General features: G+C 49.5%; 10 protein-coding genes. 4 read left to right on the top strand and 6 right to left on the bottom strand.

The features are described 5' to 3' along the window. The first annotated feature begins 25 nt into the window (after positions 1–25). Together SH449x_RS08305 and SH449x_RS08300 are read left to right on the top strand one after the other, a co-directional pair. Positions 26–196, top strand: a complete 171-nt coding sequence (locus SH449x_RS08305) for a hypothetical protein (RefSeq protein ID WP_482380870.1) — start codon at positions 26–28, stop codon at positions 194–196. A gap of 296 nt (positions 197–492) precedes the next feature. Further along, positions 493–4,680, top strand: a complete 4,188-nt coding sequence (locus tag SH449x_RS08300; RefSeq protein WP_482380869.1) for a protein kinase domain-containing protein — start codon at positions 493–495, stop codon at positions 4,678–4,680. A 41-nt stretch (positions 4,681–4,721) separates the two neighbouring features. On the opposite strand, the gene SH449x_RS08295 is transcribed toward SH449x_RS08300, so the two are convergent. Beyond that, the gene (locus SH449x_RS08295) at positions 4,722–5,453 is read right to left on the bottom strand and encodes a hypothetical protein (protein WP_482380868.1); all 732 of its coding nucleotides are present in this window, start codon (positions 5,451–5,453) and stop codon (positions 4,722–4,724) included. A gap of 43 nt (positions 5,454–5,496) precedes the next feature. Between SH449x_RS08295 and SH449x_RS08290 the strand changes: the two genes are divergently transcribed. After that, entirely contained in the window at positions 5,497–6,105 is a 609-nt protein-coding gene (locus tag SH449x_RS08290) for an RNA polymerase sigma factor (RefSeq protein WP_482380867.1), read from the top strand. Between the two features lie 71 nt (positions 6,106–6,176). Here the strand turns inward: SH449x_RS08290 and SH449x_RS08285 are convergent, their stop codons facing one another. The 5 genes from SH449x_RS08285 to SH449x_RS08265 all read right to left on the bottom strand — a co-directional run bounded on the left by SH449x_RS08285 (position 6,177) and on the right by SH449x_RS08265 (position 13,129). Continuing rightward, a complete protein-coding gene (locus SH449x_RS08285) occupies positions 6,177–7,622 on the bottom strand; it encodes a DUF1501 domain-containing protein (RefSeq protein WP_482380866.1) in 1,446 nt (481 codons plus the stop codon). A 34-nt stretch (positions 7,623–7,656) separates the two neighbouring features. Further along, on the bottom strand, positions 7,657–7,845 hold the full coding sequence (locus tag SH449x_RS08280) for a DUF1553 domain-containing protein (protein WP_482380865.1): 189 nt from the start codon (positions 7,843–7,845) through the stop codon (positions 7,657–7,659). Between the two features lie 28 nt (positions 7,846–7,873). After that, a complete protein-coding gene (locus SH449x_RS08275; RefSeq protein ID WP_482380864.1) occupies positions 7,874–10,045 on the bottom strand; it encodes a family 43 glycosylhydrolase in 2,172 nt (723 codons plus the stop codon). Between the two features lie 325 nt (positions 10,046–10,370). Then, on the bottom strand, positions 10,371–12,542 hold the full coding sequence (locus SH449x_RS08270; protein WP_482380863.1) for a serine/threonine protein kinase: 2,172 nt from the start codon (positions 12,540–12,542) through the stop codon (positions 10,371–10,373). Between the two features lie 2 nt (positions 12,543–12,544). Further along, a complete protein-coding gene (locus SH449x_RS08265) occupies positions 12,545–13,129 on the bottom strand; it encodes a sigma-70 family RNA polymerase sigma factor (RefSeq protein ID WP_482380862.1) in 585 nt (194 codons plus the stop codon). A 371-nt stretch (positions 13,130–13,500) separates the two neighbouring features. On the opposite strand from SH449x_RS08265, the gene SH449x_RS08260 reads away from it, so the two are divergent. Continuing rightward, positions 13,501–14,898, top strand: a complete 1,398-nt coding sequence (locus tag SH449x_RS08260; protein WP_482380861.1) for a TlpA family protein disulfide reductase — start codon at positions 13,501–13,503, stop codon at positions 14,896–14,898. Positions 14,899–15,028: the final 130 nt, after the last annotated feature.

Here is a 15,028-nt window from a genome sequence, read left to right as displayed (position 1 = left end):
TCCGTCGTCGATTGAATTCACGAAAATGTTCAAAATATTTGTTCTCCAGGCTGATGGTCTTCTGGCGTGTGGGCGAATCGTTAACGAAGCGTTTGATCTGCGAGGAGGCGTGCGGGCGGAACTATTCGGCCAAGTCGCGGAACAACGTTGCAATTCACAATTTTCCATCGCAACCTCAAGTCTTAGCACACGGTGAAACCGTTCCTATCTATTCAACTATCGTGGGTTAGGGGCAGTTTTTCTCAGATTCCGAAAAGTTTTTTAGAAATTTCAGCGATTCGACTTGGTCGGTTTCTTGGTGAAGCCGTAATGTTCGTTCCGCTCTGATTTTGGCTCTCCGCTAATTCGCTTGACGCCGCGGTGTTCAATCTTTCAAGTGTCCGTTCTGGCGATCGCACCCGGATATAGTTAGACTCTAGGGAATCTGCGCGCGAGAGCGATGCGTCACCAGCGAGAATGATTCAGCACTCGAATTTTCTGCTTCAAAACTCTATGCCTTCTCCAGACGATGGTCCAATCGGTCGCGACGATCTGTCGCCTCCAAAAGAACGGTTCGCATCTGACTTGTCGACTGATCGTACGAATCATCCCGATGGCCGACTTTCGCCTCGCGAGTCATTGGATCGCCAGGCTTTGGATAATCACAGTCCGGCAAAGGGGACTTCGGCTGTTTACGAGCAAGCGACGATTCTGAGGAGCCTGGAGCGTGTTGCCGATTCTCGCTACGAGGTCTTTGAGGAAATTGGCCGCGGTGGAATGGGACTTGTTTTTCGCGTTCGTGATAAACGGCTCCAACGGGACGTTGCTATGAAAGTCATTTCGCCGAATCGCCTCTTCGACTCTTCCTATACGGATCGATTTATCGAAGAAGCTCAAATCTCCGGCCAACTTCAACACCCGGCCATAGTACCCATTTACGATATTGGCAAACTAGAAAGCGGCCACCTATTCTTTACGATGAAGCTCGTCAAAGGTGAAACGCTTGCGAACTTGCTAAGGCAAAGATCTTCACTTACGGAGCGACTCGATCATTGGATCGGGATTTTTAGCCTGATTTGCCAAGCGGTTGCATTTGCCCACTCTAAGAATGTCATCCATAGAGATTTGAAACCCTCCAATGTGATGGTCGGACGATTTGGCGAAGTTCACGTCATGGACTGGGGGTTAGCCAAGGTGCATCATCAAAACTCGAAGCAGGTTGGCGTTGAAAATGTGGCTACCGATCTAAACGCCGTATCAAACGTGGTTGCGACACGTATTTCCCCAAGCATCCAGGCTGTGGACTCGTCTACAGAGCCAGATTCGGCTAGTTCTGATTCATCACAGGGCCAATCGCTTGATCAAAATTTTTTTTCGGTGATTCAGACCATACGACATGGATTGAGCACCAGTACTGAGACGGATCAAATCGTATCCTCCGAATATGAGGCTCTGACCGAACAAGGAAGTGTGCTCGGCACCGTGGCATATATGCCTCCGGAACAGGCTGCTGGTGAAAACGTTAAGGTCGATTGTCGCTCCGATGTTTTTTCTTTAGGTGCAATTTTATGTGAGATTGCAACAGGCTTGCCCCCCTACCCTGCGAACGACAAGGCGGAATCGATAAGGATGGCGATTCAGGGCGATCTACAGGAAGCGTTTGTTCGTATCAAGGCCTCGCCCATCGAGTCCGAATTTCAGTCGCTCGTAAAGGATTGTCTGTCTCCGAGCCCGGAGAATCGCCCCGCCAGTGCCGGGGTTCTTTCCAGTCGATTAGAAGAAATTATCGCATCGGGTAAAGAGCGAGTTCGCTTGGCGGAGCGTGAAAACGCAGCGGCTAAGGCGAGATGGGAAGAAGCGAAGCGGACCCATGCAGCTGAGAAAAGGAATCAACGCATGATTCTTTTGGCTAGTCTCGTTTCGTTGGGGCTAGTCGTCAGTCTAGTCGTTGGTGGTGTTTTGCTGAAGAATCGAGAATCGCTCCGGCTGTCACAGAATCGGCTTGCTCTAGAACAATTTCGAGCCCCCGCGATTAGCCTCGTGGGAACGATTTGGGAAGCAAGCGTTATGCCACCCAGCACGGACTTCACACGATTGGCCGAGTTAAAAGTGGAGCTCGAACTGGCTATCTCTCAACTGGAAATCGATCTGGATATGAAATATTCGATCGATGATACCTTGCAACGCATCGAGCACTTGCACCATGCGAGAGGGCTGATTTTGGAGTTAGATCGGATTTACTGGGAATACAATCCATTCGCAGGAGTCTACGATCCGGAAAGGCTGATGGATGGTACCGTTTCTAAATTCGACCGCAATCGATCGGTAGGATACCAACTGAAAGCCTATGAGAGGCTGTTCGAGGAAAGGATTTGGAATCGATCAACAGAAAAGGAAATGGATGCATGGGAGTGGCAATCGTTACCACCATGGGTAAGGGACGAAATGGAGGTGGGATTGATGCGGTTTGATCACCTCTGTCGTTACCATCTCCAGCTTTCAAACTCGTCCCCCGAAACAGAGGCCGTGCTGAGTCTCATCCAAATGGAGCTTGATCGTATTCGGCTAGATTTTGATTTGGAGAAGAAGCCGTTTGCCCAGGAAGTTTGGCAGGCTATTTTTCAGCGTGATGTTCCTGGGATGATGAAGTGGGCGCAGGACCCTCGCGTTGATGAACTGTCTATATCGACACGTCAAGCATTGGCGAAAGGCTTGGTCGATAACGGACCAGACTACAATGCGGAATTGCTACGGACAAGTATCGAATGGATCTTGGTCGAGTCCGTTCAGGCAAACGACAAGAATATAGCCCGTAGAGGCAGGGAAGGTTCGGTTATGGCTTTTGACGTGATGGCGAATATTGGCAAGGAGGACTTGTTGGCTATCAGGCTGGATACTTTCCATGATTTCGAATCTGAGATAGGCCCAGGTGAGACCTATCGGCAACTGCCTACGGACGAAAATAAATGTCTTCTCGATGAACTGATTGCTGCGAGACAATCGTTCGATGGAGAGGAGTTTACGGAACTCGAGATTACGCGTGCTGTCTCGGGGCATCCTATCATTCCAGGCAGAGAGATAACCAATTTCATCGATAATAAAAGTGGTACGTTCTGGTCGGTAACTCACCAGCCGGATCAACCGGTCGCCAGTTCGTATTTCTTTTTCAAGCCGCTTCGTACGGTCAAGTATCCATTTGTAAGGATTCGAGTCGATAACGGTCACCCGGAATTCAGACAGCTTACAACTCTGGGTAAATATCGATTTTTCTATGCAAATCGTATTCCGGAACTCGAAGATGCGGTAGGTATAGCGGAAAGTCTCGTCCAAAGAGTCCCCACGGGGTACCTTCTTGCACCACGGGTTCAAATGACTTTGGCTGAGATCAAATCGATGACTTCCAGCTCCGATCTTGATACGGCTATTTCGACCGCTTCGATTGCATATCGGCAATCGCCGGCTGATACCTGGATGGCGGAATTGTTTTTGCGCATGGTTGCCAGGCTCCCATTGGACGCACAGAACGCATGGTTCACGGAGATTCAACGTAATTTAAAAAACAATGGCTATTTCAATGATCCAGGACTCGTGCAGCGAAAATTGGGTGCCCATTACAGCAGGCTGGGAGATGAGTTCTTCGAAATCTGGCATCAAAAGTCACTCGTGATGTACCAGCAGGCTTACGAAGTCGATCCTAATGGCTTCAAACGCTACGGGAGACTAGGCGAACGATTACGGAGAGTCGGCAAAGTGGATGAAGCAAAATCCACAATGGAAAACGGGGTTAAGCAGGCGCCTGAGGTGGGTGAAAATTGGTACTACCTGGGCGAAATGATCTTTAATCTCGGTGAGTTTAAGAGAAGCGCTTTCTTGTTCGAGCAGTCAGTGAAGCGCGATCCGAACGACGTTAGATTCCGAAAATTGCTTTGTCAATCGCTCTTAAAAGCCGATCGCCTAATGGAAGCTCTTGAGTTCGTGGAATCCTTACAGTCTCGCAAAGAAATCGATGATCACACGCTATCTATGGCGGTAATCGCATGTTTTCAATTGAAAGACATCGATCGAGCGTTATCGCTTATTGAATGGTGGGAGCTTCACAGGAACGAAATTCTCAATATCCCAAAGGACCCCTTGCTCCCTATGTACTATGATGCGTACTCCACAGCGTGGTACCATATTTGCCTGGCTGCAATCGAGGCGGGATTCATTGATGCGATGGAGCTATCTTTGGCTGCTAGTACCGAACAATTCTCGATGATAGATCCCAGAATCAAGTCTCTCTTTGGCAAAGTGATTTCCGACTCTCTGATGGATTGGGAAACCGTTTTCGCCATGATGGATCGTGTTCTATATGGACGAGAACCCTTAGAGCCTGCTGAACGTCTCGAGAACCTTCAAAAGTTTCTCATGATTTTGAAAGAGCGTATTGAACCCCAAAATCGAATCTGGGTTCGATGGGCTACGGTTTGCGTGAAGGCGAAGGATTGGGAACGAGTAAGATCGATTGTAGAGCATCTGCCTCGGGAATCTCCCGATCCTTACTCCGCTTTCCGGGATATACTGAGTCATGTTTTGGATGATAAGACTCACACACCCAGCGACCCAGGACGTTTCATCTTTCCAAGTGATCGGACCATGAGGCTTCCTGCTCGAGATAGGGACTTAGCGGAGTGGCTCTGGTGGGACAGGGATGAGCATTAAGTTTCTCATGTCATCAGCATCCTTTGAAGATAGTTCGATTCTTATTCCGTTATCGCTCGGAACTCGTAAACAAGAGGGCTATTAAACTTAGGAATCCCCGGTGAGGTCCTCAAAAAATCGGTTCCCATGATGGAGCTGTTTAGCTGCTTACCTGTTAGTGTGATTCGCAAGAAGACTTGTCGCTCACCTCGCACGGTGGGGGTTAAGACAAACAGGGTGGATTGGTGATTGGCGGACTCTGCTGGTCTTTGTTCTGTTTCTGTCAGTAAAGTGTAGGTTTTGTTGTCGTGGGATACCTCAACTTTACCGGTACTTTCCGGTCTATGCAGTAAAAGATTAAATCTGACAGTGGCACTCATAATCGGGCGGTCAAATTGGTAACGCAGTATCAGGATTCCCGGTTCGTTGTCGGATCTGGGGCCCCATGAACGGACTTCGTAACCATTCTGTGCTTGATTCCAGACTCGAATTTTAGATGCGGAATAAACGTATCGAGCGTAGTCGCCGTTCATATCATAGTTGTCGATGAACTCTTGCTGTGCCTCCATTTTGTCCGCAATACAGACTGATAGCAATGCAACGAATGCGAACCGGACGATAGCGACTAAAACCATCTGGGCAGCCCATGGCTTCCCAATCGGTGGCACCCTAAATCGCCAGGACGAGAAGAGGTCGAGATCGAAAGGTCTTCCAGCAAGCGTGGAACCGCTCCCACGCGATAACTGCTTGATGTCATTGGATCTAGCAGTTATAGTTCGGGGAACGCGTTTCATTTACTGCCTGGTCATTTCATGGATAGAAGATTATTCAGATAGTATGAACCATGTGTTCGAAACTCCGCAAGATCCTGGTACGACTACTCTCCAGCAGCTGAAAAGCTTCGACAACCCAGCTTGGAAGGGAATTGTAAGCCAATACTTCATGCAAATCTACGGCTGGTGCTTGGAGTCGGGTATAGAAGCCCACGCCGCCGCTGACGTGACGCAGAACATCTTCGTCTCAATGCTTGGGAGTCTTCACAGCTTCGAAAAAAAGGATGAGGGGGCTTTTGGGGGATGGGTTAGGCGGATCGCGCAACGGAGGATCGCTGATTTTTTTAGGCTGAAGCAACCAGGGGCTGCTGCTTCGGACTTGTTGAGAAAAGTGCCATCACGGAGTGAAGTGATTCAAATCGTGGAAGACGATACAAGTCAAGTTGGCTTGGAGCACATCTCCGACGAACGTGTCTTGAAAATTTTCCTTCAAGCCCAGATGGAATTTCCGGAATCAGCCTGGCGAGCATTCTGGCACGTGGCCGTGGAGGGAAAGTCAGTAGCAGAAACAGCTATGGAGCTCGGCACTACCAAAAATACCGTGTACCTTAGCAAAAGCCGAATAAGAAAGAGGCTTCGAGAGCTTTTGGATTCGATCGAATTTGACTCCTGAGTGAGCAAAAATCGTAGCGAACCTGGAATTTGTACAAAGAGAGTAACAGACAGGGTGAAATCCGTTGCCCCCTATGCGAGAATATCCTTCAGCACATGGGCCTTCTCCACTCCAGTTAGCTTGACATCGAGCCCTTGAAACTTTACGGAAAGACGATGATGGTCCAGGCCCAACTGATGCAATAACGTGGCGTGGATATCTCGGACGTGACACGGGTTCTCAATCGGAGCAAAACCTAGCTCGTCCGTCTCACCATAGACACAACCGCTTTTGAAACCACCACCAGCAAACCACATCGTGAAGGCGTCGATGTGATGGTTGCGTCCAGTCGACTCACGCACCTCACCCATCGGGGTGCGCCCGAACTCCCCTCCCCAAACGACGATCGTGTCCTCCAGCATGCCACGTCGCTTTAAGTCTAAAACCAATGCGGCTGACGCTTGATCGATGTCTCGTGAAACTTCGGGAAGGTGCTTTTCCAAGTTCGCCGTGGGGCCGCCGTGATGATCCCAATTCGTATGATACAACTGTATGAATCGGACACCTCGCTCCACAAGCCGCCTCGCCAGTAGGCAGTTTCTCGCAAATGTGGTCTCTTTCGGGTCCTTGATCCCGTACAAATCGAGTGTCTCCTGTGACTCGGACTCGGTCTCCATCAACTCCGGTGCACTCGTCTGCATTTGGAATGCCATTTCGTAGGCGTTGATTCGAGTCGCTATCTCAGGATCGCCGGTTTGAGAAAATCGTTTGGCATTGAGCTCCTTGATCGAATCCACCACGCGTCTTTGCATCACGGGATCGATTCCGCTGGGATTCGAAAGATTCAGTATCGGATCTCCCTGATTCCGCAGCGGGACTCCTTGATAACTGGTGGGGAGCATGCCACTACCCCATAGAACCGAACCACCTCGGGGACCTCGCGGTCCGCTTTGCAGAACAACGAATCCGGGCAGATCTTGGCACTCGCTGCCCAGTCCGTAGGTGACCCAGGCACCCATGCTGGGTCGACCGAATAGACCCGTTCCGCAATTCATGAAGAGCTTGGCAGGTGCATGATTGAACAAATCTGTCTTGCAGGTTTTTACAATCGTGATGTCATCCACGATTTTGGCTGTGTACGGAAGCAGATCGCTTACCCAAGTGCCATTGTCACCGTACTGAAAGAACTGGCGTTTAGGGGCCAGCAGATTGATGCGGTGGCTGCTATCCATAAACGCAAAACGCTTTCCCTCAATGTAGCTTTGTGGGATCGGCTGGTCGTTGAGATCGTAGAGTTTGGGCTTGTAGTCGAGCATCTCCAGTTGCGACGGTCCACCCGCCATGAATAAAAAAATGATACTCTTCGCCTTGGCAGGAAAATGGGGTGGCTTGGGAGACATGGCGTTATTGGTGAGCTCGCTGGCGAGTCCATCTTTGCCGAGTAAGGTACCGAGAGCCATAGCGCCTACACCTATTCCGCATTGACGGAACAAGTACCTGCGCGACATGCTTACGAGGTCATCTTGGTTATTCATCATCTGTTTCGATCCTCGTTCCGTAACTACTCTCGGGTCATGCTGCAAACTCGTAAAAGCCTGCGTCGTTTAGCAAAGTTAAGGCTTGGAGCGGTGTATTGCTCCTCGCCCTTCTTGTGCAATTACTCAGTCCTTCAGGTGCATCGAAAACGCTCAATGAGGGAGGAGGTGTCGCTCGATAAACAAAGGCATCGAGCGACTGAACCGAGCGACTCTTCTCGGACAATAAGAAACTTGGTGAAATTTGATTCCGGTCAAGGCTCTAAGGCCAACTTCCGTGCGTTGGACTGAATTATATCTGACGATCGTGCCGCATTGTAGACCTTAAGCAGACTGAGATAGCCACTGAAGTGTTCGATACCAGGCTCCGAGGCGCCAACAAAAATGTCGCGGCCTTTGTGCATCAGCAGCATCTTTGCTGATTGATTGTTCAATTCGCCATTTACATAAACCCGCTCTAAAATACCGTCAAATACGATTGCAATGTGGTGCCATTGATTTGCTCTAGGCGGACCATTGCGAAACCCCATATCCGCGAATCCCCAGTGCCCAACAGCGCCCCATGTGGGGTGTGAGCCATAACCGACTTGCCCCGTCATACCGTCGGGCCCTCCACGTCCGCACCAACTGAGAATCGCTTCGGCTTCATCAATTTCCGGGTTCAATACAACCATCTCGATCGTGTAGCTGCTATTTCCCGACCATTGACTAGGTGTCAGAAACGAAGCTTTTAGAACCTCTTTTCCGTTGAACTTAATCCCTTTGCGACCTGCGATTTCCGCCACTGTGGGTGGTTGCCCCAAGGCTACAAATTGCCCTGACAATGAACCTTGGTTATCGATTATCTTTATTTGGCTACCTAATTCTAAGTCTGCTGCATCGATATGAATCAGAGCTTCCGTCTTGCTATCGTATCGGGTCTGGTAGGGGACTCTATTAAGACTAGACGCTTGGCTGCCCATAAAGCTGCTAAAGCCTTCGGAGGCCAACGTTTCCAGCGGGTCAACTCGATCCTCAGCGAAGACTTTAATATTCCATACCGCACCAAAAATACCGGGTTTCTCGACCCCTGTAATAGTGAGGCGTACGAATCGAGCTTGATGTTCGTTTCGATCGATCATGGGACTACCCCAACGTTGATTCTCTCGTTTGTCTGCGAATACTTGCCATTCCACTCCATCGATCGAGGTTTCGAGCAAGTACTGATAGTACCAAGTAGCATATTCGAATTGCGTTACGATACGCCGTACCGTTTGACTACTTTCTAAATCGATCGTTAACGAATGCCCCATCTTGTTGTCAGCAGGTCGCCACAGTGTTCCGTTATTGTCATCAACGGCATACTCGGGCTTGTACTCGTGCTTGCGAAGATCATCGACGTAGTGCGAATGAGTCTTAACAGGACGGGTAAAAGCCAAATTCACTGACGTCTCAACATTTGCCGACAGCGGTCCGATTCCTGAATGCGTGGGAACAACTTGTTCGATACTACCTTCGTTATCAAAAGTCATTCGGTCTGCACATAACTGACGCAAGAGTCCATTGGGTGTTCTTGGAATGTCGTGACGGTGATAGACAATCAGATACTCATCACCATTTTTCAATAATGAGTGATGGCCAGGTCCATCGATAGTTCCATCGCCATTTGTTGAAAGCACTGGGTTGTTTTTTCCCATCGTGAAATCGCCGTCGGGTCTATCGCTGGTTGCATATTGCACGCGATACGTCGAATCATGGCAACTCCCCGAGGAATACGTGAGGTAATAGGTGCCGTTGCGTTCAAAAAGAAATGGGGCTTCAAAAAAGTCTTTGATTTGCGTATTAGGAATCTTCTTTGGGTTGAGAATCGATTGCATATCTTTCCCTAGTTTGGCTACCCCACACCCATGGTCGGGATAGATCCCCCATGTTCCCCAATAGACATAGGTACTGCCATCTTTATCCTCAAAGGTTTGCGCATCGAGCGTGATCACTTTGTCAACAAGATGATTTGGAATGATCTCGCCTTCTTTGTCGTTCAAGGGCCTCCACGGCCCGACGGGGGAGTCGCCGACGGCTGCATAAATAACGCAAGGCTGGCTGTAGTAAAGATAGTACTGACCATCGCGTTCAACGACATCCGGCGCCCAATAAAATTGTTCAGCAGTAGGCCAATTCATCGGCACAAGGGTCCAATTATGAAAGTCTCGGGAAACCCAAACTTGCGATGGAGCCCGACCACCGCCATTTCCATCCGTAGTAGAGTAAAGATAGTAATGATCGCCGAATTTCTTAATGGTGGGGTCGGCGAAGTAGCCTGGCACAATCGGATTGAATGCGCCAGGAGCATCAAAATTCTGACCCTTTACGCGGGAACATTCGCATAACAAGAACAGCACCAACCAAAATAACTGGTGACCAAAGCCCCAACGAAAACTGATCTTCATACTTTCCCGCAATCTAACAATCACTTCTTTACTATACCGCGTTGCAATGCACAGCCTGACCAATACTTTTGTGATAATCACAGGGTAGTGAGTTCACACCGCAGACTCGGTTCGGGTGGATGCGACGAACCAACCAAGGCCACATCGTCGCGATCAACTGCAAAACGCCCGGGGATGACTTTGTGAATCCACGAAACTCTCGTGAAACATCGTTCTCATTCAGTAAATCATTCGACTTATGAAGTCGAACTCATTCAAAATGCGTAAAAAGCCCGTACACTCCCTCACTAACTTTGAGCGATTCCAAACTTTTTTCGGTTAGCGTTCACTCTTGTTGCTGGTTCCTTTTGCCGGCCAACTCCGCTTGCAGCCGATCGTGGAAGTTGCGGAGGGAAGGGGCATCCTTACTACCAGCAGGAAGTCGCTGGAGTGTCATCAGAGCTTCATTGAGCGTGACTTCAGCCTGGCGGAACTCACTGCTGTGCAATTGAGCTTCCGCTAAAAATAGTTGGGATTGTGTCAAGTTCTCAAGATATTTCTCGCTTTGCCGCCAAATGTATACCGATTCCGTCAGAAATCGTTTCGCGTCTTTGAACTGTTTCATGTCCAGAGCATGCAGCCCGCTGTTGTCCAATACCTCGGCTATGAAAGGATCGTTCTCAGGAAGGATCACTCTTAACTCGTCGAGAAGCATCCCCCGCAGGGACTCACTTTCTTGCGAGTTTTTTCCGTAGGACTCCGGTGCATCATCTCGCCGAGGATGATGCTGCCTGGGCTTCGTTGAGCTATGATTTTCGTGCGACAACGCCTTTGCTGCTTCGCGACTGGCCAAGTGAAAAGAGGTATTGACGATCTCGGTGGATAGCCTGCGAGATGCCCAACTCCAGTCACCGCTTATGATCAGTCGTTGGTGCGGTTGGGTTAAAATTTGCGAATCGATCGATATAGAATCGGACGACAACTGAGCCTCGAGTTCCCCTCGCTGCACCGAATCGATCATCTCTTTCAAGAACCGACCAAAGGCTCGATCTGTCGCTGTTTGTACCTGAAATACCCGCAGTAGAGATTGAGACTGTCGTTTGGCTTCTTCTTCACGGTCGCGCTGAATCATTAACTCGCGTTGAGTGTCAAGGGTCTTTTTGAGCTGTTGCCGGACCTGTTGCTCTGCGCTATGTGCCCGAAATGCATAAGATGTGGTAAGGATGGCTGTCGCTACGATCGTAGTCAGCGTAACCACAATTGCGGCCGTTAGTGCTCGATTATGATACACCAATTTCTTGACCCGATAGACTAGACTCCCTCCCGCAGCCTCGATCGGCTCACCGCTCAAGTAACGTTGTAAATCACGTTGTAGATCAGAAACAGTCTGATAGCGATGATGCCTATCTCTCGCGATCGATTTGAGCACAACTAGATCGAGTTCCCGCTCAGACCCACCAATCGCTTTGCAGGAAGTGCCGTCGGAACGTCCTGATTGCAATTGAGCGTTTGGGGGTGAGTTTCTCGATGGTTTCATGTGCTGTTTGCGCAGCACGGATGGCAAAGGAACCTCGTACTCCCAATATGCTTCGCTCGTCCAGGACAACTGACTATCGGCGTTGCCGGAATGGCCGCGAGGCGTACGGCCTGTGAGCAATTCAAACAGTACAACCCCCAGTGAATAAACATCGCTGCGGATATCCACACCATTGGCAGGCATCAAAGCTTGCTCTGGACTCATATAGGCTGGCGTTCCAAATCGATCACCGATTATTGTGATGCTCTCGGATGATCCATCTTCGACATGGAGGACTTTAGCGATTCCAAAATCGATGATGCGGGGGGCTGGCGATGATTGACGGACTCCCTCGATGAGAATATTGGAGGGTTTCAAATCGCGATGGATCACACCTCGCTGGTGAGCATGCTGAACGATTTCACAGGTTGCAATCATTAACTCCACGCGACTGCGCAGATCCAGGGCAAAGCGTTCAGCATAGTCGGTGATGGTAAGAGGATTGGGAACCAGTTCCATAGCAAAGAATGGACGTCCATTTTGTTGAACACCCATATCAAAGACTCGCGTGATACCGGCATGCTCGAGACGCTGAATAACCTCGTGTTCGAGGCTGAATCGAGCCAATATGCGACGGGAGTCCATTCCAGGCTTCAGTATTTTCAGAGCGACATCGCGATCTATCGGTGACAACTCTTGAGCCTGGAAGACAAGGCTGGTTGCTCCCTCACCGATCAATTTTTTCAGCACGTACTTTCCAACTTGTTTGCCTGGCAAAAGTTCTTCGGTCTCGGAGAATGCACGAAAAACCGCACTCTGCTGGTCCAAGATCGACAGACTATCTATGCCGGTTTTTGAACTCAACTGATGATGGGTTTTTAGTAGTCCCATTATGCGTTGTAACTGCTCTTTGTCGCTTCCGCAAAAAGACTCGACCATTGCCTGCTGCTGTGCTTCGGTTTCAAGATCGAGCGCTGCACCAAAGATTTCGTCGTCAGACATGGCTAATCCCGGAGTCCTTGATCACTTTGTTCGCCGCTCATACGCTGTTGCAACCACGCTCGAGAAAATGCCCAGTACCGTTCCACAGTAGCTACTGAAACATTCGTAACCTCAGCAATCTCGTTCATTGTCAACCCTGCAAAAAACTTCAGTTTTACAACCCGAACGTGAATGGGATAAGATACCTCCAATGCCGAAAGCGCCTCGTCCAGATCGAGCAACTCGTCCGCAAGCGGCAATACTACCAAGTCATCATCGCTAAGTTTCTGCCGCTTGGCATTGCGTCCCCCACGCTTTCGAGATTGTCTTCGCCTCGCATTGTCAATGAGCGTTCGGCGCATCGCCTCCGCCGCAGCCGAGAAAAAATGAAATCGATTCTCCCACCCCGTTACTTCGTTGGCACCAAGCCTTATCCATGCCTCATGCACCAGCTCTGTTGGTTGGAACTCCTCTCGTCTGAATTCTCGCCCCATCCGGCTGACGGCGATTCGGCGAAGTGAATCATAAACCAGCTCCAAAAGAGCCTGATTCGCGCCCGGTTCACCGCTGCGGACCGCCTCAAGATATTCAGTTATCGGGATTTTCACTAGCAAGCCGAGGCAACAGGAAATCTAAGTAAAGCGAGACTGAATCGGTAGATCCATCGGCAAACTGTCAAAGCCAGAATTCTCTACCTGTTCGTAGTATAATCTAGGACGTTGACTTTGCATGATTCTGTAAAGGTAAAAAGTAAAGGTAAAAAGGGAGTGGACCAGGGGGGCGAGGTGAAGTTACTTTTCGAAAAATGGTCCGAATCATTGTTCTTAGTTGAGGGATTACTAGATGGTTTTGCGCATCTTCTCGTATTCAGCCTTACGATCAAGGCCCCAGCGCGGTCAACGACCGCAATGTCGAGATTTTTTACCGACCCAATTCGCGAACGCAATCGTTCCCAGGATACACCATACAAAGCAAAAACATGTGGCGAATATCGATTTACCTATTGATGGTCGTAGCGCTCGGAGGTTTGTGCCATCGGATTTCGCAAGCACAGGACTCCGTTCATTCGTTAAAGAAATCATTGGAAAAACATCTTCAACCGCCTCACTCCGTCGCGAGCTTTATCGTCTCGCTATCCCCCGCAAATGCATCGGTCGGTGAAGAAGTGACTCTGGAATTTCGAGTTAGTATAAATAAAGGCTGGCACATTGGGGCGACGACAGTGCTTCAGGATTCGGTTGGATTCCCGACAGAAATCGAATTTGTACCGACTGGTCTGGAGCCCATCGAACGAGAGTTCGAGTGCAGCGTGGAGCCTAGTAAGTTGACACTGGCTGCCGGGACACAGTTGCTGATGGATGGTGAATTTTCTTGGACTCGAAAGTTCTGCGTCACCTCAACAAACGCTGATTATGGTGGATCCGGGAGCGTCCGATTCCAGGCATGCGATGATACCAAATGCTTACCACCTCAAACCATTCCGTTTGATTTGGGAATTGCGCAGTCAAAAGCCCCCACGCAAAATGCACCAGATGCGACATCGCCAGAGAGGTTCCTGGGTGACCCAATCGTGTTGACTCTCGAAAAATGCGAACTGACCCGCACTCGACCTCAATTGGGAAATATTGTTTCGATACTCGTTTTTGGCAGACCAACAGAGAAGATGGTTTGGAAAGGGACTTTCTCTTCAGGGCCAAACCGCAGCGTAGCAATTTACTTGCCCAAGACGCGAAAATACTCGCTGTCGAATACAGGTTCCGACGGGACGATCGTCAATAATACCGCCACTTACGTTTCCGTGGATCAGAATGGAGACGGAGAACTCGCTGACTGGGAAGCATGCGGTGCGAATCGACCAATTCGCATTCGCGACACGATGTATCGGATTAAGGATATCGATACAGACAAGATGACTCTTACTCTACAGCAGTTGGATATGCCACTGAAAGGATCTTTGATCGGCTTTCGATGTCCGGACTTTGAGTACACCACCGTGGACGGGGCAAGCATCTCGAATAAGTCAATCCTTGGGAAAGTTACTGTGTTGGATATTTGGGCCGTTTCCTGTCATAACTGCTACGAAGGATTTCCAAACTTACAAAAGGCTATGGATAAGCATACAGCGGAGAAGTTGCAAGTTGTCTTGCTCACCGTTGATGAAAATTTGCAGTACTATGACAGTCAAGCTCCGAAGTTGTTCGAAACCTATGGTGGTGGAACTTGGCCCCAGGTGATGATCCCGGGAGGCTTTGAGGGTGCGCTGGCTCTTGGCGACTACGGTTTCGGGAGTATTGTCGTTGATGAGGCCGGGATCGTTCGAGCAGTCGGAGTTCACGGTCACAACATCGAAGCGGTGATCGACACTGTTGTCCAATAATGCCTGATATCAACGCTGCACAAGTCTCTTTGAAGGAATCTTTAGCGCCGATTTGCTAGACACATCAGAAAGAGAAAGCATCCACGTGCAATGAATCTCGACTAGTCAGCGCGAACGTTAGAGCATGGTC

Origin of the sequence: Brakhagea baltica (genome assembly GCF_052161605.1) — a bacterium.
Taxonomy (GTDB): Bacteria; Planctomycetota; Planctomycetia; order Pirellulales; family Pirellulaceae; genus JBKCUI01.
Note: the sequence above shows the minus strand (reverse complement) of the source record. Positions and strands in the feature narration are given on the sequence as shown.